Here is a 22,091-nt window from a genome sequence, read left to right as displayed (position 1 = left end):
CAGTAAATTTATCTGCCAGTCTGTGGCTAAACATCAACCTATGTCCCTTTGAAATCAAATCTTACCTTAATACTATCATTGTTTGCATTAACAGGTTTAGCGCAGACCATAAAACCCGATTCGACAAAAAAACTCGAAGATGTTAACGTTAAAGGTTATTACAACCGTCAGCCTTTACTCAGGTCGGTATCAGCAGTAAGCCTTATCGATAGTAATGCAATCCGTAACCAGCAAAGCAACTCGTTGGTAAGTACCCTAAATACCATTACCGGTGTGAGAATGGAAGAACGTTCGCCCGGCAGTTACCGTTTATCCCTCCGTGGTAGTTTATTACGTTCGCCATTCGGTATCAGAAATGTTAAGATTTATGTTGACGATTTCCCCCTGACTGATGCAGGCGGCAATACCTATTTAAATGCATTGGATGTTACTGCAGTGGGTACCATGGAAATTTACAAAGGTCCGGAGGCCAGTATATTTGGCGCAAACACTGGTGGGGCGTTATTAATTACGCCACCCAACCTCGGTAATAATGGAATCAGCGCATCAGCCATTACCGGTTCTTATGGTTTGTTCCATCAAACGGCAGACATCAAACATCAATTTAAAAATTATAGTTTCAGCTTTAGCGAAGGTTACCAAAAAAGTGATGGTTACCGTCAGAACAGCGCCATGGACAGAAAATATTTCCAGACTTTTCAGCAATGGAACTATAGCGCCTCAGGCAGCTTAAAGGCTTTTGCTTTTTATAGCGATTTGGCTTATAACACACCTGGAGGATTAACAGCCATGCAGTTAGACCAGGATCCTAAACTTGCACGGCCGGCAACCCCAACCATACCAGGTGCTATTTCGCAACAGGCTGCCATTTATAATAAAACTATTTTTGGCGGATTATCTAATTCTTACCAGATCAATACACATTTGAAGCATGTAATTGCTTTGTTTACCACTTATACCGATTTCAAGAATCCGTTTATTACGAATTATGAAAAACGTTATGAAAGTACTTTAGGTTTAAGAACATTTTTGGATTATACACAGGCAAAAGAAGACTTTAAGTTTAATGCGCAGATTGGATTAGAAAGTTCGGCTACGAAAAGCCAGATCAAAAATTTTAACAACAATGGTGGCGAAGCTACTGCCATGCAGGCTTCAGACCGGTTAAAGGCAAGTCAGGATTTCGCCTACCTGAGACTGAATTTCGATATCAGCAATAAATTCCTTATCGAGCTGGCCTCGAGTTTAAATTTCTACAGGTACAATTACGAAAGTTATTTCCCCGAAGTTATCGCATCAAAGCAACGCAGATTCGATACCCAGTTTATGCCAAAAGCAGCAGTTTCTTACCTGATCACTTCCGATTTTTCGGTACGTGCCTCGGTAAGCAAAGGTTATTCACCTCCTACCATTGCGGAAGTAAGGTCGTCTGATAACAACATCAATAATAACCTGCAGGCCGAATTAGGCTGGAACTATGAAGCTGGTTTACGTTATAAAACCAAAAACAACCGTTTTTATGCCAACGCCAACGTATTCAGTTATCATTTGAAAGATGCCATTGTAAGAAGATTGAACCAGAACGATGCCGAATATTTTATTAATGCAGGGGGTACCAAACAAAATGGAATTGAACTCGAAACAGCCATCTGGATCATCAGGAATAACACATCATTTTTAACAGGATTACAACTAAGAAGCAATTATACCTATAGTCATTTCAGGTTCGATGATTTTGTAAGCGGTACTACATCTTACAGTGGTAATAAACTTACCGGTGTTCCCGAAAGTATTTTGGTAAACAGCCTTGAATTTAACTTTCCTAAAGCAATTTATTTCTTTGTCCAGCACAATTATACTTCTTCTATCCCATTAAACGATGCCAATACCGTTTTTGCAAAGAGGTATCATCTGGTAGAAAGCAAATTGGGGATCAGAAATTTAAAGATCAGCAAAACCCGTTTAGACGTATTTGCGGGTGTGAATAACCTGCTTAATGTAAATTACAGTTTGGGTAATGATTTAAACGCGGCAAACGGAAGATATTTCAATCCGGCTGCGGGAATCAATTTTTACACGGGCCTTTCTGTAAAATTATAATTATAAACCACATCATGTAATTAAAGCCTTACATGATGTGGTTCTACTGATTTAAAAAGCGTTCTGTTTTTCGTTTTCACGGATGACAACATCAATTACCACAATCTCAAAATGATAACGTTTTGAGCCATCCTTCCCATCATAACTGCTATTCTGTAACTTACCTTCTATGGTTAAACCAGTACCTTTTTTAATCTGTGCCTCCGCAATATCCGCTTTCGCATTCCAAAAGATTAAATTAAACCACTGTACTTTTTTAATATCCTCACCCGATGAGTTTCTATACGATTCATTGATAGCAATGCGCACTTTAGCTAATTTTTGAGACCCAACGTTTTTAACTTCTGCATCTGCGCCTGCAAATCCGCTTAATACCACTTTGTTAGTTGCACTTTCCATAATTTTAAATTTTAAGTTTCTAAATGTTTAACGAACAGTTGCCACCACGACAACCGACACCACAAAATTGCACACAGCACCAAAAATTAGTCGGATAGTAAGTATTTATAGTCGTTTATAAACGTTTATACACGGATAATGCGCGATTTTGAGCTTGAATGAGGGTTTTTATTTTTTTCTTTTCAATCATTTTATTTTATAAATTAGACCATCATCCCATAATAAAAAAAAGAAAGTTATTATGGAACGCTTATGTTTAGACTGCGGAACCGCAGTTAAGGGAAGAGCCGACAAGAAATTCTGCGATGATTCTTGCCGCAACAATTACAACAACCGTATTAAAACCGAGGACAGCCTCGTATTGAGACGGATTAACAGCATTTTGAAAAAAAACCGCAATATCCTGGCGCAGTTTAACCCGAATGGTAAAGCAAAAATCAGTCGTAAAAAATTGATATCTGCAGGTTTCAATTTTGATTATCATACTTATTACTATGAAACACAGAACGGCAACTGTTATATTTTCTGCTATGAGTATGGCTACCTGGTTTTAAATGACGACAGGGTACTGGTGGTGAAAAGGGAAGAAAAACTTTGGTTATCCTGATCAGGAATTAAAGTTAAACTATTTATATTCCTGATGGGATGTTTAAATTTATCGCATCATGGTAAATGATAATGATAAACCTGGTTGCTTGTTTTAAACAGGAGTTTTGCCCTGATTGTTGATTAATTTTGGCTCTTGAAGTACGAAAACATTAAATTGAGCAAGTTTCGGGTAGTTTACGGTTTTTATGCATACTACTTTTGGGTATAAATTATTCAAGACCATGAAAGCACAAGAAGAAATCAATTTCAACAGGATAGCCGAAGCAATTAGTTACATCAAAACTAATTTTAAGGCACAACCCGGACTGGAACAAATTGCCGAAAAAGTAAATTTGAGTCCTTTTCATTTTCAAAGGTTATTTAGCGAATGGGCAGGCACTACACCGAAACGTTTTTTACAGTACATCAGTCTAGGTTACGCCAAAGAAATGCTGAAAGAAAACTATAGTTTGTTCGATACCGCTTTAGAAACCGGTTTATCGGGCACCAGCAGGTTACACGATCTCTTTGTAAACATCGAAGGGATGACACCCGGCGAGTATAAAAACGGTGGCGAGAATCTTCATATCAATTATAGTTTTGCAGAAAGTCCGTTTGGGAATATTATTGTAGCGAGCACACCAAAGGGAATCTGCCATATTGCTTTTTATGATGATGAAAAGCTAGCCTTAGCTAATCTTCAACGCCAGTTTCCGGCAGCTAAATACCAACTGATACTGGATAAGGAGCAACAGAATGCTCTATATATTTTCAGTCACGATTGGAGCAAACTCAATCAGATCAAATTACATTTAAAAGGAACAGATTTCCAGTTAAAAGTTTGGGAAGCACTGCTTAAAATCCCCATGGGCAAATTAAGCACTTATGGAAGCATCGCCAAAAACCTGCAAAACCCGAATGCATCAAGAGCGGTTGGCACGGCTATCGGCGATAATCCGGTTGCTTTTCTGATTCCCTGTCATCGGGTAATACAATCGAGCGGTGCTTTGGGAGGTTATCACTGGGGTATCAACAGGAAAACGGCCATGATTGGTTGGGAAGCAGCACAAATAAACCCTGAATTGTAATGAACAAAAATAGCATTCAAACCCTCGATTTATTCGGCGTAACGACGGATCCAAATCAGAATTTTCTTCCTTATGGTGGAACAGTAAATTATTTCGGGAAATTATTTTCACCTGCGGAGGCCGACCACTATTTTGATGTATTGATGGATACGATAGCATGGAAAAACGATGAGGCTTTTATAATGGGCAAACATATTATTACCAAGAGGAAAGTGGCCTGGTATGGAGATGAAAATTACTCGTACACCTATTCGAATAAATCGAAACTGGCTTTACCCTGGACGAAAGAATTGCTTGAACTTAAAAGAATTTCGGAAGAACAAACAGGTGTAACTTACAACTCCTGCCTGCTAAATTTATATCACAATGGTGATGAAGGCATGGCTTATCATAGCGACGATGAAAAAGCCCTGGCTAAAGATTCTGCTATTGCATCTTTAAGTTTTGGTGCCGAAAGGAGATTTCTTTTCAAGCATAAACAAACTAAAGAAACGGTTACTTTATTTCTGGAACACGGAAGTTTATTGGTGATGAAAGATGAAACGCAGACCAATTGGCTGCACAGGCTCCCTCCTACCAAAAAAGTAAATCAGCCAAGGGTAAACCTAACCTTTAGAACGATGGTGGTTTAAAGATTATCGTGGTCCGTGAAGACACGGACCACGGCTATGGTTTTTAAGCAATTTTAGTGGTTACTTAATATTATCAATGGCTTGCGCCTTCTAGATTAGGTTCAAAACCCTTAACCGCGGATAATTTAAACACTTATATTTTTTTTAACTGAGGTTTTACTTTATCGAAAAAATTTTGGAAGCTTTGATTGCTTTGATTTCGCATACCAGGAAAACCGCAGCTTTCGAAACAGATCCTTAGGTAATTGATAAATGTTGTTTCGTTTGGTTCATTTAAAAAATAACCATCAATGCTTTTAGCTTGGGTCAACTGTAGCGCGTAGGGAGCTCCGCCACTGACGTTATCTTTATGAAAATTATCGGCTGAGAGCTCTAAAAAAGCGGAACCAAATTCCTCATCTTCAATATATTCATGCATTTCTTCCAACCAATATTCATCTGTAACTTCCGAAACACAATAAGTTAATGGAGTGATCTGGATTGGATCTGCCATTTCCCACATGATGTTTTCATTTTCTTGATAATTCCAAGCAAAATTGCAGCTACCAACAATTTTATAAAATATTTTTAAGGATTGCGGTAATTTACCAACAGGCTCAATACTCTTTGCTAATGTATTAAAAAGTTGATCAGTATTATCAGCGGGTTTAATTATTGCATCATCATCGCCAATTTCATTCTTCCAGAAAACGTAATTAATATTTATCAGCTCATTATAAATAATATCCAGATTGAATTTTACTCTTTCAAACGTTTCGATCAACACTTTTTCTACATCAGGATAAAAATCAGGAGAGAATGCTTTCTCTCCTAATTTTTCTATGTCGTTATAAACATCCTGTGTTTCCCCGTTTTGATACCTGCTGTAAAAAGTCATGGATACAGATTAAATTCTGTTAAAACAGTTTAGCTTAGTGCTTAAACTCCTTAATATCCACAATGCGGTTATCATCAGCATTTTTCTTCAGGAAAGGTGTTCCATGCTCATTCGGTACCCAGGTATAGTCGCTTTGGATATTCCCTACAAGGGTTTCGGGCTGACTGGTTAATGATGCAGGCAAAGGCAGGTTAAAAGTTTCTCCCGTTTTGGTATTTACCTGATATAAAGCATTAGCGGTTAAAAATGCCAGAGTGGTTTTATCGCTCGAGTACATAAAGAATTTACCCTGGATGCGCTCATCTTCTTTTTGGCGTTTGATCGGGTAAACCCTTGAGTTGATTGTGGTGATAAAGAAATCGTTGTTAACCAACAAATTGCTTCTGGTTAATTCTTCTAAACCATTGGTATATTTTTTATCTTCAGCCCCTTTTGATGCTTTGTTTAAGCTTACCACTTCTGTTTTTCCTCCATTTACATAAATGATATAAAATGGAGCCATCTTGCCGTCTTTATCATCTACCTGTACCAGTACTGCTGTTTTTTGTGTGTTAATGAATGAGGCTACACTAAATTTCTTGGCCGGAGCATTTGCACCATCCTCTATAGTGATTGTGGTATCCCTGGTATTAATAGCGAAACGATCGGCAGCAGTTGTTTTACCCGAATCGGTTTTTACAATGGTTAAAATGTCTTTGCTCCCTTTTGGAAATACATTAAAATCATCACTTACCGCAAATGCGCGGGCTTTGTAAGTTTTTTCTGAATTGCCACCGCAGCCGAACAAAACAACGGACAGAACAAGTGCATAAAGCGTAATTTTCATGGTTTAGTTTTTATTTTTTTTGCTAATTTAAAATCTTTATTGCTTTTATGTTATCAAAGTCACCAGAAAATTACGGCATTTGGATGAAATTTTGATTGACTACAGGCTAATGGCATTTTAACCGCAAAAAACGCGAAAGAACGCTGAGCATTTATGGCTTATTTTTCACCGCGCCAACATCGGACTTCGGACATCTGACTTCCGGACTTATCCTATCATCCATATTACATTTTCCATCATCCATACTTACTTCGCTCAAACTAAATTCCTTATTTTTGATTAAAGATTTATCAAATGGCGGGCTCAACTAACTTTCTGAACAGAAATAAAAGCGTAATCCTATATGGCGTATTCCTCGCTATATTGCTGTTTTTATTGAAATGGCTGGAGCTTCGTTTCCTCATTATTAATCATGCTTTCGAAATTTATGCAGGATCAATAGCTGTTATTTTTACAGCCCTGGGTATCTGGCTGGCCCTAAAATTAACCAAACCTAAAACCATCCTGGTCGAGAAAGAAATTTTTACCGGGCAACGCGGGGCTTTTACACTTAACGAAAAAGAATTAAGCAGATTGAACATCAGCAAAAGAGAACTTGAAGTATTGCAGCTGATGTCGGAAGGGTTAAGCAATCAGGAAATTGCATCGAAGTTATTTGTTTCTTTAAACACCATAAAAACGCATAACGCCAGGCTTTTCGAAAAACTGGAAGTAAAGCGCAGAACGCAAGCGATTGAAACTGCAAAAAAACTCAGCCTTATCCCCTGATGAGGTTAACACTTTAGTGTTAAAAAGCCAGATTTCTTAAAAATCATACTAAAGTATGAAGGCAAAAAGGAATAATCAGGTCAATTTTGTGGGGTAAACCAATAAAAAAATCAAACATGAAAAAGAATGTAATTGTATTCGGATTAATTGCAGGTGTAATTGTTTCCGTATTGATGGTACTTTCGATGGCCGGCTGTTATAATAACCCAGATATGGAGCATAGCATGCTTATCGGCTATGCATCTATGGTACTGGCCTTTTCCTTCATTTTTGTAGGAATCATCAACTACCGCGATAAATATAATGATGGATTAATCACTTTCGGTAAAGCATTCAAAATCGGTGCCTTAATCAGTTTAGTAGCTTCAACTATCTATGTTATTGTTTGGCTAGTTGATTATTATGTATTTATGCCCGATTTTATGGATAAATATGTAGCTCAGGTATTAAGAGAAGCAAAAGCCAGTGGTGCCTCGGCCGCAGAGCTATCTAAAAAAGCAAAAGAATTGGCCGTAAATCAGGAAATGTACAAAAACCCGGTAATGGTCGTATTATTTACCTACATGGAAATATTGCCCGTAGGAATATTGATATCATTAGCGGCGGCATTGATTTTAAAAAGAAAGCCGGTTAATGATTTTAAGACTCATGCAGTTTAAATAAAACAATTATTTATTAACCGCAAAGAACGCAGCGTTAATTGCTATCTTTTGCCTGGATGTAATCGAAGGGTAACCACATAGTGCATAGAGATCCTTCAATTACACTCAGCATGATACAGGGGGCACCGAGTTGGATGCAATTCCATTATCCATTCCACATTTTCCATATTCCATTCTTTCCCGTCTGCGTATATCTCCTTAAATCTGCGGGAACCAATTGCAGAATAATCTCCCCCGGATTTCGCTGATTACCGCAGAATACATTCCATCATCCATTCCACATTTTTCATCTTCCATTCTTTCCCGTCTGCGTATATCTCCTTAAATCTGCGGGAACCAATTGCAGAATAATCTCCCCCGGATTTCGCTGATTACCGCAGAATACATTCCATCATCCATTCCACATTTTTCATCTTCCATTCTTTCCCGTCTGCGTATATCTCCTTAAATCTGCGGGAACCAATTGCAGAATAATCTCCCCCGGATTTCGCTGATTACCGCAGAATACATTCCATCATCCATCCCACATTTTTCATCTTCCATAAAGACTAAACTTAGCCCAAATTATCCTAATTTTGATCTAACCATAGCCTGATATGAAGATTTTTGCTGAAACTGAACGTTTAATATTGCGCGAGCTGCTACCTAAAGATGCAGCAGGTATGTTTGAAATGGATGGCGACCCCGAAGTCCATATTTTTTTGGGTAATAAACCGGTTCAATCCATTGAGCAAAGTAAGGCTGATATCGAATTTATCAGGAAACAGTATATCGAAAATGGAATCGGCAGGTGGGCAGTGATTGAAAAAGCAAGCAACAGTTTTATCGGTTGGGCGGGCTTAAAACTGATGAAAGAAACCCATAATAACCATAGCAATTATTATGACCTTGGTTACCGGTTTAGTAAACGTTTTTGGGAAAAGGGTTATGCTACTGAAGCTGCTGCAGCTGCAAGAGATTATGGTTTTAACGAACTTAAACTTGATGAAATTATCGGCATTGCAGATATCAATAACCTGGGTTCGATCCACGTGCTTGAAAAAGTTGGTTTGAAAAAAATCTCCGTTTTCGATTACCACGGCATTACACACCACTGGATGAAGATTGAAAAACAACCATAAATTATCCGTTTATAAATTCTATTTTCGCCGGTAAATCGAAAAAACATGGAAACTAAAGACAGCAACGGCAATATTTTAAACGAAGGAGATTCGGTTACCGTTATTAAAACCTTAAAGGTAAAAGGCATGGCGAGCGATATTAAACAGGGTACCGCTGTTAAAAACATCCGTTTAACCGATGATCCTAAGGCCATTGAAGGTAAAGTAAACGGAACAGTTTTAGTGTTAAAAACAGAATTCCTGAAAAAGAAAAACTAATTATCTTCTAATCAACAGGATATCTTTGCGTTATTGGTTTAGTTTTTGATGGTAAAAAGAAATTATTAATCCTTATTATCATGAAACAACTGATCCTCTGCGGAATGCTGCTCTTCTTATTGAGTTCTTGTAAAGAAAAATTAGATCCCGCAACTTTTACCAATACCAAATGGGAGTTAACAGAATTACCTGGCTTAACCTTACCGGCATCAGCAAAAGCAACCCTGAATTTTGCTGATAGTTTAAAAATAAGCGGAAAATCTTTTTGTAACGGCTATGGCGGACAGGCAGAAATTGCAGATAATAAGATCACAGTAAAAAATGTTTTTGGTACAAAAATGTTTTGCCAGGAAACTGATGCCGCCGAACGGTCGTACCTGCATGCTTTAAACCAGGTAAACAGCGCCAAAGTAACTGATAATAAACTTTATCTTTTAGATGGCGATAAAACGTTACTTGTTTTCACCAAAACGAACTAAATCTTTACCATCATAGAAAGGCTGAATAAAGTATTTTTACTATTTTCGGCCTTTTGAGTTTAACGCAGGAGCGATGCCATCGATAATAGAAGATCTAAAGTTTTTTTTCTCAACCATAAGAAAAGCATTTAATTTATTTCAACAGAATGATCCTTTACGCCTCGCTGGTGCAACTGCTTTTTTCACCAATTTTGCACTGCCACCAATCCTCATTATCCTGATCAGGCTTTTCGGGATGTTTACCGATAGAAGATTATTGGCTACCCATCTTTTCGAACGACTGGCCAGTATACTCGACAATGAAAGCATTACGCAGATCAGAACAACTTTAAGAAATATCCGCGGGATTGATCAGGCCTGGTATGTTACCCTTTTCAGTTTTATATTTTTCCTTTTTGTAGCCACCACATTGTTCAATGTGATTAAAAATTCTTTAGAGCAGATCTGGAATATTGCCCAGGATAAAAAGGGCATCATCAGCACACTTAAATCGAGGGCCATATCGGTTACCATTATCCTTTTGGCTGGTATATTGTTTTTTATCGGATTACTGGCAGATAGTGTACAGGCTTATATCGGGGCCTATTTAAAAAACGGGGCACCTTCAATCGGTCTGATTTTAACCTCTGTACTTAACCAGCTGATATTTGTGGTAATTGTAACTACATGGTTTACCATCCTGTTCAGGTATTTAACCAATGGAAGGCCTACCTGGCGTGCAGCCATTTCAGGCGGATTATTAACCGGATGCCTTTTTACCGCCGGAAAGTATATTTTAAGAATCCTTTTGCCATTGAGCAATATCAGCAATATTTACGGATCAGCAGGCTCCATTATCGTAATCATGCTTTTCGTATTCTATTCCTCACTGATATTCTATTTCGGGGCTTCATTTATTAAAGCACTAAGTATTGGCCGGGCAACACCTATCGTACCAAAAAACGGATCGTTTGCCTACGAGCTTACGGAAGTTGAGTTGGAGAAAGAAGGGTAAACAAAAAATCGTCATTTCGAGCGGAGTGCAACGGAGTCGAGAAATCTATTATAGATCTCTCCATTTCGCTACGCTTCAGTCGAGATGACGATTCGCGGTGAGAAATTATATTAAGTATTACAAAATCCTATACCCCAAACCCACTGTAAATAAATTCAGCTTGGTACCTGGATAACCGGCTTTATTGATTTTTGATAATCCTAGTTCGTAACGGGCATCAAAGCTTAGTTTTTTAAGGTCTAAGCCTGCGCCAAACTGCCATGCCAAAGCCTGGTTTTTAAAATCAGCTTTGAAAACACTTCCTGCCGCCTGACCGAAACTCTGGTTTTCATCTAATATTAATGAAAACATTGGTCCGGTGTTTAAACGAAGACCAACTCCCGCGGCTCCAAATTTTGTACCGATCAATAAAGGCACATCTAAACTGGTGAAATTTACTCTGTTTACCTCTCCTGTTGCATCACTCACCAGGTTTGCTTTCTTTCCCGAAACATACAGCTCCGGTTGAAAATGAATTCCTGCAGCACCTATCCTAGCCCAAAGTCCGCCGTAAAAACCTGCACGGTTCTTACTGCTAAAAGTGTTATCACTATCAAATTTCGATAAATTTGCACCAGCTTTAATACCCAGCTGGAAAGATGGCAATACCTGCGCACTTGCGAAAAATGCAACAAGTAAAAATGCAACGGTTAAAGATAAAAATTTCATATACAGTTAATTTAGTTTGTGGCGTTGTTAATGGCTTCTTGTTCTTTTAAAGCCTCAACATTGTTTTTATCACCAAAGTTTTGTGTTTTACCTGCAAAGTAATCTAAAATTCCTGAAATAGTATCTAAGTTATCAGCTAAATTTTGATGTATATCCGGTAAATCTTTTTCAAGACGGCTATCGCCAAGTTCGATGTTATCAACTTCAATTTTACCGATTTTCTGGATTAGTGCCTGCTGAGAGTTTTGCAAATCTTCCAATTCACGCACAATTTTTTCCATTAATTCAAACTTCTTTAAAGTGTTCATAGGTTCTTATTTTTTAGTTCAACTATTCTGTATAAACCCTTTAGCACTTATTTTGTTTGATTTCGTCTATCTTTTAACAAACTGGTTTGGAAATTTCGAAAATAACTAATAAATTAGTTTAAAATTATCAGCCATGAAAAATCTACTCACTTTACTGGCATTATTCAGTTTCAGTTTAACAATTTACGCCCAAAACGGCGATGTATTGGACAAGGAAAAACTTTTTGATTTTTACCAATCACAACGTTATGCCGATGCCGCCCAATACCTGAAAAGTATTTATGGCGATGCACCGGATGACTTTAAAACTTTAAGCCAGATTGGTTACTGTTTTTTAATGGCAGGCAACAATGTTGAAGCAGAAAAATTTTATAGCAAGGCCTATACACTCCAGCCTTTAAACCTGCCTATCCTTTTTAGTTTAGGGAGTATTAGTAGCAAGAGGGGAAATACCGAAAAAGCCAAACGCTATTATGGCGAAGTGGTAAAGATAGACAGCAACAATTTTAGTGTTTATAAACTACTGGCCAATATGTACAGTAGCCCGAAAGAAGATTCGGTCAGACTGATTTACCTGTTAAAAGCGAATAAAATTAATCCGCTGGAAGGTGATGTTGCGGTTGATCTGGCAGAAGTACATTCAGGGTACCAGCAATATGAAAAGGCTTATGATGTGCTTGATATTGCCATTAAAGGCGATAGCGACAACCTGGTGTTGCAAAGGGCGAAACTTCCGATAGCTAACCAGTTAAAAAGATATGCCGAGGTAATTACTTCCGGAGAGAAATTATTAAAGGATGGTGCCGATGCAGGAGTAATAAAAGATGTGGCCAAGGCTTATTATTATACCAAAAAGTACCAGAAAGCTATTGATCTTTTCAAGATGCTGGAAGCAGCTGCCATGCAGAACGAAGCCACGCTATATTATACTTCGCTGAGTTACCGGGCGCTGAAAAATTATGCCCAGGCTGCTACTTATACCAAAAAAACGATCGATGAGGCCATTTCGCCTAATACTTCGAGTTATTATTCGCTACTGGGATTGGTTTATGAAGAAAATAACCAGTTAACACTTGCAGGTGCAGCTTATAAAAAAGGACTTCAGTTTAAAATTGTTCCAACGCTGTATTACCGCATGGCTGTATTTTACGATACTAGAATGAAACAACCAGGCAATGCGCTTAAATATTATATGCTCTATTTAAAAAGCAAGCCGAGTTTGCTAAATGACAAGGAAGAAATTAAATTTACGAAAGACAGGATTGCACAGCTCAACCTCACTGATTAAACCAGGTCTTCGAAAACGGGTTTTACATTGTCCCAAAATTCGTCGAGGGCAATAATTCTTGGTTTAAAAAATGAAATGAGATCCGGCCAATGCTGCTGGTTAAATATGCTTACCCCGCTAATGCTGGCAGAAATTAAGGAAACGGTTTTGCCAAATTCATCAGTTGCATCTTTGATCCAGTCCCACTCTTCGTTTACGGTGTTGGTAAACATGAGTTTAAATTCTTCAAACTGCTCAAATATGAGGTGTCTGATATCGGCGTCGGGATGAGAAAGCTGAATACTGATGAATGCCTTTTTATTATCTACATCCATTTTAAAGAAGATGTTCTTCACCCCTGTTTTATAATTGGTCCAGTTTACGGTTGAACCACTGGCCGAAGGAACGGGTTTCATATATTGCCCGAAACTGATCCAAAATTGTTGACGTAACCTCGCTGATTCTTCTTTACTGTACATTTATATTTAAGCTTAATTACCGTCATCTCGACGGCGTTGCCATCGACAGGCTCCAATAGAAAGTTCGTCATTGCGAGGAGGTACGACGCAGCAATCTTTCCTGCTCGCGATTATTGCAAGAAAGATTGCTGCGTCGGCTGAAAAAGCCTTCTCGCAATGACGACTCTTCGCCGCCTATCAAACGCTGCAATGATAAGCGATTAATATTTATATTCAAAATGATAGCTGCCAGAACCTATTTCTTCTTTTTTATCGCTTTTTGGCAAAATTACGGTGGCAGTTGTATTGGCCGGAATAGTTACATCGAGTTTAAAAATACCATTGGCAATGGTCCATGATGATTTTATGGCACCGTAGGCAGTTTCCAGTTCTGCCGAGGCATTGGTTAATTTGCCGCCTGGCCTTGGTGCAATTAAAATGGCTTTGTAACCCGGTTGGGCTGCCACAGGGTTAATCCCTGCGATATTTTTATACATCCAATCGCCAATGGCACCATAAGCATAATGGTTAAAAGAGTTCATATCTGCGGTTTGGAAAGAACCATCCTGTTTAATACCATCCCAACGCTCCCAAATGGTGGTTGCGCCCATTTTTACAGGGTAAAGCCATGAAGGGTAACTCTCCTGCAATAATAAATCGTAGGCTACATCCTCATGTCCGAACCTGCTCAATACATGGCAAAGATAAGGTGTACCCAAAAATCCTGTAGTAAGGTGGTTTCCGTAATCGCGAACATTATCTACCAATCGCTGTGCAGCCTGTGCACGTAAATTTTCGGGCAGCATATCAAACTGTAGAGCAAGAACATAAGCAGTTTGTGTATTCGAGATCAATTTTCCGCTTGGGGTCATGTTTTCTTTAATATAGGCTTCCTTTATTTTTTCCAAAAGGTCGCTGTACTTGGCCACATCATCTGTTTTGCCCAATACTTTAGCCGCATTAAGGAGTAATTGTGTAGAATGTGCATAAAATGTTTGTGCAATCATGTATTTATCGGTTACCGCCGCACGGCCATCATTATCATCGTTCGGGCGGTAGAATAACCAGTCGCCAAAGTGAAAACCAGTGTTCCAAAGGTTATTTTTAGCCTTCGAAGAAATGTAATCGACCCATTTTTTCATGCTGACATACTGCGTTTCCAAAAGGCCTTTATCGCCATACAATACATACATATCCCAGGGAATAATGGTGGCTACATCAGCCCAACCGGCAGAACCGGCATCGTTCTGGTTTAATACATTTGGAATTACAAAAGGTACACTACCATTTGGAAGCTGATCGGCTGAAACATCCTTTAACCATTTGGTAAAAAAGCCCGATACATCCATGTTATATGCCGCTGTGGCAGCAAATGCCTGCGCATCGCCTGTCCAGCCTAAACGCTCATCCCGCTGCGGACAATCTGTTGGTACATCAACAAAGTTCCCTTTTTGTCCCCACGAAATATTGTGTTGCAATTGGTTCAATAAAGGATTTGAAGTGCTGAATTTTCCACTTGCTTTCATATCCGAATAAACAGCTACAGCCGTAAGATCGGATAATTTCAGTTCGCCCGGATAGCCATCAATTTTAACATACCTGAAACCCTGAAAAGAAAAATGCGGTTCGAACACCTGTTCGGTTTCTCCTTTTAAAATATAATTGTTCTGTTGTTTGGCAGTACGCAGGTTAGTGGTGTAAAAATTCCCTTCTTTGGTTAGTACCTCGGCATGGCTAATGGTAATTTTTGTACCGGCTGCTCCTTTTGCTTTTAGCATTACCCAACCAACTAAATTCTGCCCAAAATCAACTACAGTTTCTCCTAAAGGTGTTTTAAATATTTTTAAAGCCTTAAATTCTTCGTGTTTACGCACCTGCGGACCGGTCATGCCCACCAGTTTTTCTGGTCCATTAGCTACTTCCTGCACAGGTTTCCAGCTGGCATTTTCTTTAAAGTTGATATTGTTCCAACCCATCTGTTCAAACCTCGCATCGTAAGTATCCCCATCATAAATGTTAGATGATTTTATGGCACCATAACTTGTTTTCCAGCTGTTATCGCTAACGATGGTTTCTTTGCTGCCATCGGTATATTCTACTTCCAGTTGTAACAACAATGCTCTTGTATTGCCATAAAATTCTTTTTGAGAGCCAAATCCAATCCGTCCTTTGTACCAGCCATCGCCCAGTGAAACACCGATTACATTCGCACCTTTTTTCAAGGTATTTTTAAGTTCGTAAACCTGATATTGGATATGATTTTTATAGCTCGTCCAGCCGGGTGCGAAATAAGTATCGCTTACACGTCCGCCATTTATACTGGCCTCATACAAACCTTTTGCGGTAATATAAGCCATTGCCGAACGGACGTTTTTCTTCAAGTTAAACTCCTTTCTGAACAACGGACTGGCAAGTGAAGTATCTTTTCCTTCTACAGCAATCCATTTTGCTTTCCAGTCTTCAGGTTTCAACCCCGTTTGAAAATACTGCACCGCCGACCAGGCAGAAGTGTTGCCATGGTTATCTTTTACCCTAACCTGCCAGTAATATCTGGTTTTTGAAGATAATTGGGGTCCATTGTAAGCAACTAAAACCGACTGATCATTATTCACTGCTGTTTTCCATAATACCTTATCAATTTTTGGCGAAGTACCCAGCCTGATTTCATAATTACCCTGTTTGGTATCTTTTACTGCTGAAACGATTTTCCAGCTAAACCTTGGTTTAGGGTTATCAATACTAAAAGGATTTACTAAATGCTCAACAGTTAAATCTTTTAAGGAGATTTTTTGAGCTGAAACACTTGTGGTAAATAAAAATAGCAAGACAATGGTAAACATTGTGCTTAACATGCAGGAGATTCTGTTCATATATGGTTAGTGTTAATTTTTAGTCTTAACACTACTATATTCAGCAATATAATTCAACCAACCATCCTGCACTGTCATGAAAAATTAAGCGTTACAACAACGCGTATTAACAAACAAAAAACTGATAATCAAGATATTAAAAACAAATAATTGAAGAAATAAAATTTACCTATTCATTAATCTGGCTACGTATTTGCCAATAATATCGAACTCTAAATTTACAGTATCGCCAACTTCTACCTCCTGCAAATTGGTGTGTTCAAAGGTGTAAGGGATAATAAATACCGAAAATTCATCCGCTTCCGAATTAACTACGGTTAAACTGATACCATTAACACAGGCAGAACCTTTTTCTACGGTTACATTTCCGGCAGAAGCATCATATTTAAAGCGATACTCCCAGCTACCATCCAGTTCTTCACGTTTTACACAAACCGCAGTCTGATCTACATGGCCCTGTACTATATGGCCGTCTAAACGTGCATTCATCTGCATACAACGCTCCAGGTTAATTTTACTGCCCACTTTTAAACCCCCAAGATTGGTTTTATTCAGGGTTTCATCAATTGCAGTAACGGTATGTGTTCCATCGTTTAAGGCCACTACAGTTAAGCAAACCCCATTATGGGCTACACTCTGATCAATTTTTAACTCATGGCTGATGGCCGATGAAATGGTAAAGTGGATATTGGTATGATCGTTTTTGATGGCGGTAACTTCGCCCAGTGTTTCTATTATTCCTGTGAACATTTTTTTTGTATTTGTAGGGTTGTCAATCTCATGCATGTCGTCATCTCGACTGAAGCAAAGCGGAACGGAGATCCTTCGACTACGCTCAGGATGACAATTCAATAAAGCGAACCGTCATTGCGAGGAGGTACGACGAAGCAATCTTTCCTGCTAGCGATTCTTGCAAGAAAAATTGCTTCGTCGGCTGAAAAGCCTTCTCGCAATGACGACTAATTTATTTTAGTATTTCTAATATTTCAATCTATTCTTTCTCCAGTCCGAAGTACTTTTCACTACCGTATCACCCAATTTCACCTCCTTTTTTTGGAAAAGTTTAGCGGCAATTACAGCTGCAATCAGCGCTTCTGTTTCATCCTGTACCTTTAAACTTTCGGGTTTAAAGTATTTTCCTACAAAATGGGTATCAAAATTGCCGCTTTTAAAGGCTTCGTGCTGCATTACAAATTTACCAAAAGCCAGTGTAGTTTCTATCCCCGTAATATCATATTCTTCAATTGCCCTTATCATTCTTTCGATGGCTTCTTCCCTGTCTTTACCATAAGTAATCAGTTTGGCAATCATCGGATCATAATAAATCGGTATTTCCATGCCTTGCTCAAAACCGTCATCAACCCTTACACCATTACCTTTTGGGGTATTGTAGGTTTGTAAAGTACCGATATCAGGAAGGAAGTTATTGGCCGGATCTTCTGCATAAACCCTCAATTCGATGGCATGTCCGCTTATTTTTAAATCTTCCTGGTTAAAACTCAGTTTTTCGCCTGAGGCAATTTTGATTTGTTCTTTTACCAGGTCTATCCCCGTAATCAGTTCGCTTACCGGATGCTCTACCTGTAAACGGGTATTCATCTCAAGGAAAAAGAAATCGAGGTTTTCATCTAATATAAACTCAACCGTACCTGCGCCGGTATAATTTACCGAACGGGCCACATCTATAGCACATTTACCCATCTGCTGCCTGATTTCTTCAGTTAAAACTGATGAAGGTGCTTCTTCTACCACTTTTTGGTGACGGCGCTGTACAGAACATTCGCGTTCGAAAAGGTGTACAATATTGCCATGGGTATCGCCTAAAACCTGTATTTCGATGTGCCTTGGCGAAGTAACATAACGTTCGATAAAAACGGCTCCATCTCCAAATGCCGAGGTAGCCTCGCTTACGGCAAGTTGCATCTGCTCTTCAAAATCATCGGCTTTTTCTACGATGCGCATCCCCTTGCCACCACCACCTGCGGCCGCTTTGATCAAAATCGGAAAACCAACTTCGATGGCGCGCTGCTTGGCTTCGTTTACATCCTGTATAGCTTCTTCCGTTCCGGGCACCATCGGGATGTTATATTTTAATGCGGCAGCTTTTGCAGATAATTTATTGCCCATGGTTTCCATAGCCTGTGGCGAAGGACCGACCAGAATCAAACCTGCATCGGCAACCAGCTGTGCAAAACCAGCGTTTTCTGACAAAAATCCATAACCCGGGTGAATGGCTTCGGCTCCCGTTAATTTGCAGGCATCGATAATTTTCTCGCCTATCAGATAACTTTGATTAGAAGGCGCCGGACCGATAAAAACCGCCTCATCGGCATAACGCACATGCAAGGCATTACGATCGGCTTCAGAAAAAACGGCTACTGTTTTAATCCCCATTTCTTTCGCCGAGCGCATGATACGCAAAGCAATTTCGCCACGGTTGGCTATGAGTAGTTTGGAGATTGGAGTTATGGGTTTGGAGTTGTTAGGCATATTGGTTAGACATTATACACGCAAATTAAACTATGAACTATGAGACTATGAACCATTGGCTTCTGACTTCCGTCTTCGGACATCCGACTAGCTACAAATGTAATATTATTTCAATTGCCTGATCGATCATTTCGGCGCTTAAATCCAGATGCGTAACCAAACGGATTGTGCTGGCACTGGTAGTGTTGCAATGCAGACCTTTTTCTTTTAGCTGGTTTACGATTTTCTCTGCTGATCCTTTTTCTACTTCAAAGATTACAATATTGGTTTCGACCGGTATAACCGATTTTACATATTTTGCGGTGGCCAGAGCATTGGCTAAAGCTTGTGCATGTGCATGATCTTCTTTTAAACGCGTTACATGGTTATCGAGTGCATAAATTCCGGCAGCAGCCAAAAAGCCCGCCTGGCGCATTCCTCCTCCAAAAGCTTTTCTAATTTTACGCGCTTTGCTGATCATCTGTTTCGTACCTAAAAGTACAGAACCCACTGGTGCGCCCAAACCTTTTGATAAACAAACTGAAATGCCATCAAAATATTTGCCATACTCGCCGGCCTGATCGCCGGTTGCGGTGAGCGCATTAAAAATACGCGCACCATCTAAATGCAGTTTTAATCCTTTTATATTACACAGGTGATGGATGGGGGCAATTTGCGATAAAGTATAACAGCTACCACCACCTTTATTGACTGTATTTTCTAAAACCACTAAACTGGAGTTTGGATAGTGGATATTATCTTCATTAATTTCAGGTTCGATCAGCTCCGGGGTCAGGATGCCGCGTTCGCCATGTAATAATCTTACCGATGCTGCTGAGTGGAAGGCAATGCCTCCTATTTCGTAACGGTAAACATGTGCTGTTTGATCGCAGATTACTTCGTCCATAGGCTGGGTAAAACATTTAATCGCAATCTGGTTGGTCATCGTTCCGGACGGACAGAATAATCCGGCTTCCATGTTAAAAGTTGAAGCCAGTTTTGTTTCGAGTGCATGCACAGTTTCGTCTTCACCAAAAACGTCGTCACCCACTTTTGCACTCATCATGGCATCTAACATTCCGGCTGTTGGCCTGGTTACGGTATCACTCCTGAAATCTAAAAATCTGTTGTTCATTTCGCTATGGGATTGTAAAATATTCTTGATGTTAAAAAAAAAGACCAATGCCTTTTCTGGTATAATTTTAAGGTTTTTCGTCGATTAAACGCCCTATATAGTGTATTTTTTACACACTTAATTTTCGACAACAACAAATTGTTAAAAAATTATTAAAAAAAAGGATACAAAATATAAGACTTTTTATACTTTTATCGTGCTAAAACCAAAAATAAATAAAATGATAGTAATTGCAGACGGCGGATCTACCAAAACAAATTGGTGCTTGATTAACGAGGCCGGCAGAAAAATTTACTTTAACACCGAAGGTTACAATCCATATTTCTCAAAAGGAGATTACATTGTGAAGTCTTTGAATGAGACTCTTCCAGACCACTTGGAAAGAGAGAAATTAACAGCGGTTTATTATTACGGCGCCGGCTGTTCTACACCTGCAAATGTTAAGATTGTTGCTGATGCGATGCAACTGGTTTTTACCAATGCAACCATTTTTGTTGGTCATGATTTACTTGCCTCTTCAAGGGCACTTCTTGGAAACGAGCCAGGATTTGCAGCTATTTTAGGTACAGGAACCAACTCATGCCTTTATGATGGATCTGAAATTACCATGAACATCGATTCTTTGGGTTATTTCTTGGGTGATGAAGGTAGCGGTTCGTATATCGGTAAACGTATTTTAAGCGATTACATGAAAGGTTATATGCCAAAAGGTTTACGTGAAGCTTTTTACGATAACTATGCTTTAACCAACGAAGATATTTTCGATAACATTTACAACAAGCCATTGCCAAACCGTTTCTGCGCAAGCTTTAGTAAATTCTTATACGATTTTAAAGATAGCTATGAGGATTATACTTTTGCAACCATCGATTATGCTTTTACTGCATTTTTCGAAGCTTTGGTAATTCACTACCCTAACTATAAAGACCATAAATTAAACTGTGTGGGTTCTGTAGGTTACAGTTTCCGCGATATTTTAAGTATTGTGGCCGACCGTTACGAAATGGGCGTGGGTAAAATTATCCGCTCACCTATAGATGACCTGGTTCACTATCACCTGGAACTAGCGCCGAAGGCTTAGTTTGGAGTTGGGAGTTTCCGGTTTGGAGTCTTTAGTCCAAAGTCGAGTAGAACAACATAAAAAAACCCGGTTTGAAATTCAAACCGGGTTTTCTTTTTATAATAATTTCAGTTAACATTTATATTTTCACTCAAAGAAGACCCTGAAATAAATCCGATAGCTATCGGATCAGGGTGACAGCTGTGGTTCAGAAGTTGAATCCACGCCAAACGCCAAACGCTACTCGCCCATCGCCCCCCGCTAAAACGAAATCTCCTTACCAAAAAGTTTCGCGTATTTACGTTTATCAAAGCGGTATAAAGTAGCTGCACGGTAAGATACACCTTTTTGCTTCTCATCAAGTTCTTTTAATACGCCAAAACTTACAATCTTTTTCCTGAAATTCCGTTTATCCAGTTTTTTACCCAAAACCAGTTCGTACACATGCTGTAATTGTGTTAAGGTAAATTTCTCCGGCAAAAGCTCAAAGGCAATCGGCTGGTGTTTAATCCTGCGTTTTATTTTCTCTAAACCTTTATCGTAGATTTTCTGGTGATCGAAAGCCAGTTTAGGCAGATCGGTAATAGGCAGCCAGTTGGCACGTTTTGCATAGGTACTAATCGGACGCAAATCTTTATCACCGCCCAAACGGATTAAAGCATAATAGGCGAGTGTAATTACCCTACCCTGCGGGTGCCTGTGCGGATCGCCGAAAGCATAATACTGCTCCATATAAATACCGCGTAAACCGGTAAGTTCGTACAAAATCCGCGAGGCAGACTGATCTAAACTTTCATCAGGACCAACAATATTACCGGGCAGTGCCCACCAATCCTTAAACGGTTCTTCATTCCTTTCGATAAGCAGGATTTTTAGTTCCTTACCATCAAATCCAAACAAAACGCAATCTATCGAGAATACAGAATCTAAATGAGGTAAAATTTGTTCCAAAGTAAAATTTAGTTATTTTAAGCAGATAAAGGTATGACTTTCAATATTAAGTAAAAAAAATAAAATAAATTAC

The 22,091-nt window shown here is 39.1% G+C and carries 23 protein-coding genes; 12 read left to right on the top strand and 11 right to left on the bottom strand.

The window, feature by feature from the left end:
• The first annotated feature begins 48 nt into the window (after nt 1-48).
• Complete coding sequence (locus DRW42_RS06650) at nt 49-2,100, top strand: TonB-dependent receptor (RefSeq protein ID WP_113948038.1); 2,052 nt, start codon at nt 49-51, stop codon at nt 2,098-2,100.
• Nucleotides 2,101-2,151: 51 nt separating this feature from the next.
• Here DRW42_RS06650 and DRW42_RS06645 read toward each other — a convergent pair whose 3' ends face one another.
• Nucleotides 2,152-2,499 carry a single-stranded DNA-binding protein gene (locus tag DRW42_RS06645; RefSeq protein WP_113948037.1) on the bottom strand — a complete coding sequence of 116 codons (348 nt, stop codon included), beginning with the start codon at nt 2,497-2,499 and terminating at the stop codon, nt 2,152-2,154.
• A 241-nt stretch (nt 2,500-2,740) separates the two neighbouring features.
• Between DRW42_RS06645 and DRW42_RS06640 the strand changes: the two genes are divergently transcribed.
• From DRW42_RS06640 to DRW42_RS06630, 3 genes are all read left to right on the top strand, one after another.
• Nucleotides 2,741-3,106 carry a hypothetical protein gene (locus tag DRW42_RS06640; RefSeq protein ID WP_113948036.1) on the top strand — a complete coding sequence of 122 codons (366 nt, stop codon included), beginning with the start codon at nt 2,741-2,743 and terminating at the stop codon, nt 3,104-3,106.
• Nucleotides 3,107-3,329: 223 nt separating this feature from the next.
• Nucleotides 3,330-4,175 carry a methylated-DNA--[protein]-cysteine S-methyltransferase gene (locus DRW42_RS06635; protein WP_113948035.1) on the top strand — a complete coding sequence of 282 codons (846 nt, stop codon included), beginning with the start codon at nt 3,330-3,332 and terminating at the stop codon, nt 4,173-4,175.
• On the top strand, nt 4,175-4,807 hold the full coding sequence (locus DRW42_RS06630; RefSeq protein WP_113948034.1) for an alpha-ketoglutarate-dependent dioxygenase AlkB family protein: 633 nt from the start codon (nt 4,175-4,177) through the stop codon (nt 4,805-4,807). The genes DRW42_RS06635 and DRW42_RS06630 overlap by 1 nt, the downstream gene beginning before the upstream one ends.
• A 133-nt stretch (nt 4,808-4,940) precedes the next feature.
• On the opposite strand, the gene DRW42_RS06625 is transcribed toward DRW42_RS06630, so the two are convergent.
• Both DRW42_RS06625 and DRW42_RS06620 read right to left on the bottom strand, forming a co-directional pair.
• Nucleotides 4,941-5,684 carry a hypothetical protein gene (locus tag DRW42_RS06625; protein WP_113948033.1) on the bottom strand — a complete coding sequence of 248 codons (744 nt, stop codon included), beginning with the start codon at nt 5,682-5,684 and terminating at the stop codon, nt 4,941-4,943.
• 34 nt (nt 5,685-5,718) lie between these two features.
• Nucleotides 5,719-6,510: a hypothetical protein gene (locus tag DRW42_RS06620; RefSeq protein ID WP_113948032.1), complete on the bottom strand. Its 792-nt coding sequence runs from the start codon at nt 6,508-6,510 to the stop codon at nt 5,719-5,721.
• A 294-nt stretch (nt 6,511-6,804) separates the two neighbouring features.
• On the opposite strand from DRW42_RS06620, the gene DRW42_RS06615 reads away from it, so the two are divergent.
• The 6 genes from DRW42_RS06615 to DRW42_RS06590 all read left to right on the top strand — a co-directional run bounded on the left by DRW42_RS06615 (nt 6,805) and on the right by DRW42_RS06590 (nt 10,792).
• Entirely contained in the window at nt 6,805-7,278 is a 474-nt protein-coding gene (locus DRW42_RS06615) for a response regulator transcription factor (protein WP_113948031.1), read from the top strand.
• 116 nt (nt 7,279-7,394) lie between these two features.
• Nucleotides 7,395-7,937, top strand: coding sequence for a DUF4199 domain-containing protein (locus tag DRW42_RS06610; RefSeq protein ID WP_113948030.1), 543 nt, complete (start codon nt 7,395-7,397; stop codon nt 7,935-7,937).
• Between the two features lie 599 nt (nt 7,938-8,536).
• Nucleotides 8,537-9,061, top strand: coding sequence for a GNAT family N-acetyltransferase (locus DRW42_RS06605; RefSeq protein WP_113948029.1), 525 nt, complete (start codon nt 8,537-8,539; stop codon nt 9,059-9,061).
• Nucleotides 9,062-9,106: 45 nt separating this feature from the next.
• A complete protein-coding gene (locus DRW42_RS06600; RefSeq protein WP_025144571.1) occupies nt 9,107-9,319 on the top strand; it encodes an alkylphosphonate utilization protein in 213 nt (70 codons plus the stop codon).
• 80 nt (nt 9,320-9,399) lie between these two features.
• Complete coding sequence (locus DRW42_RS06595) at nt 9,400-9,798, top strand: META domain-containing protein (protein ID WP_113948028.1); 399 nt, start codon at nt 9,400-9,402, stop codon at nt 9,796-9,798.
• A gap of 73 nt (nt 9,799-9,871) precedes the next feature.
• Entirely contained in the window at nt 9,872-10,792 is a 921-nt protein-coding gene (locus DRW42_RS06590) for a YihY/virulence factor BrkB family protein (protein WP_113948027.1), read from the top strand.
• A gap of 117 nt (nt 10,793-10,909) precedes the next feature.
• Here the strand turns inward: DRW42_RS06590 and DRW42_RS06585 are convergent, their stop codons facing one another.
• Nucleotides 10,910-11,500, bottom strand: coding sequence for a porin family protein (locus tag DRW42_RS06585; protein ID WP_113948026.1), 591 nt, complete (start codon nt 11,498-11,500; stop codon nt 10,910-10,912).
• An 11-nt stretch (nt 11,501-11,511) separates the two neighbouring features.
• The gene (locus tag DRW42_RS06580) at nt 11,512-11,808 is read right to left on the bottom strand and encodes a hypothetical protein (RefSeq protein WP_113948025.1); all 297 of its coding nucleotides are present in this window, start codon (nt 11,806-11,808) and stop codon (nt 11,512-11,514) included.
• A gap of 133 nt (nt 11,809-11,941) precedes the next feature.
• Between DRW42_RS06580 and DRW42_RS06575 the strand changes: the two genes are divergently transcribed.
• A complete protein-coding gene (locus DRW42_RS06575; protein WP_113948024.1) occupies nt 11,942-13,096 on the top strand; it encodes a tetratricopeptide repeat protein in 1,155 nt (384 codons plus the stop codon).
• Here the strand turns inward: DRW42_RS06575 and DRW42_RS06570 are convergent.
• From DRW42_RS06570 to DRW42_RS06550, 5 genes are all read right to left on the bottom strand, one after another.
• Nucleotides 13,093-13,554: a DUF4268 domain-containing protein gene (locus tag DRW42_RS06570; RefSeq protein WP_113948023.1), complete on the bottom strand. Its 462-nt coding sequence runs from the start codon at nt 13,552-13,554 to the stop codon at nt 13,093-13,095. The genes DRW42_RS06575 and DRW42_RS06570 overlap by 4 nt on opposite strands.
• Before the next feature lie 200 nt (nt 13,555-13,754).
• On the bottom strand, nt 13,755-16,403 hold the full coding sequence (locus tag DRW42_RS06565; RefSeq protein WP_244215214.1) for a glycoside hydrolase family 78 protein: 2,649 nt from the start codon (nt 16,401-16,403) through the stop codon (nt 13,755-13,757).
• 165 nt (nt 16,404-16,568) lie between these two features.
• Nucleotides 16,569-17,153, bottom strand: coding sequence for a riboflavin synthase (locus tag DRW42_RS06560; RefSeq protein ID WP_113948082.1), 585 nt, complete (start codon nt 17,151-17,153; stop codon nt 16,569-16,571).
• A 228-nt stretch (nt 17,154-17,381) separates the two neighbouring features.
• Nucleotides 17,382-18,893, bottom strand: a complete 1,512-nt coding sequence (gene accC / locus DRW42_RS06555) for an acetyl-CoA carboxylase biotin carboxylase subunit (protein ID WP_113948022.1) — start codon at nt 18,891-18,893, stop codon at nt 17,382-17,384.
• A gap of 91 nt (nt 18,894-18,984) precedes the next feature.
• Entirely contained in the window at nt 18,985-20,007 is a 1,023-nt protein-coding gene (locus DRW42_RS06550) for a threonine aldolase family protein (protein ID WP_113948021.1), read from the bottom strand.
• Nucleotides 20,008-20,227: 220 nt separating this feature from the next.
• Between DRW42_RS06550 and DRW42_RS06545 the strand changes: the two genes are divergently transcribed.
• Complete coding sequence (locus DRW42_RS06545) at nt 20,228-21,088, top strand: N-acetylglucosamine kinase (RefSeq protein ID WP_113948020.1); 861 nt, start codon at nt 20,228-20,230, stop codon at nt 21,086-21,088.
• 240 nt (nt 21,089-21,328) lie between these two features.
• Here the strand turns inward: DRW42_RS06545 and DRW42_RS06540 are convergent, their stop codons facing one another.
• Nucleotides 21,329-22,018, bottom strand: a complete 690-nt coding sequence (locus tag DRW42_RS06540) for an NUDIX hydrolase (RefSeq protein WP_113948019.1) — start codon at nt 22,016-22,018, stop codon at nt 21,329-21,331.
• Between the last annotated feature and the right edge of the window lie 73 nt (nt 22,019-22,091).

The organism is Pedobacter miscanthi (genome assembly GCF_003315595.1).
Lineage (GTDB): Bacteria > Bacteroidota > Bacteroidia > Sphingobacteriales > Sphingobacteriaceae > Pedobacter > Pedobacter miscanthi.
Note: the sequence above shows the minus strand (reverse complement) of the source record. Positions and strands in the feature narration are given on the sequence as shown.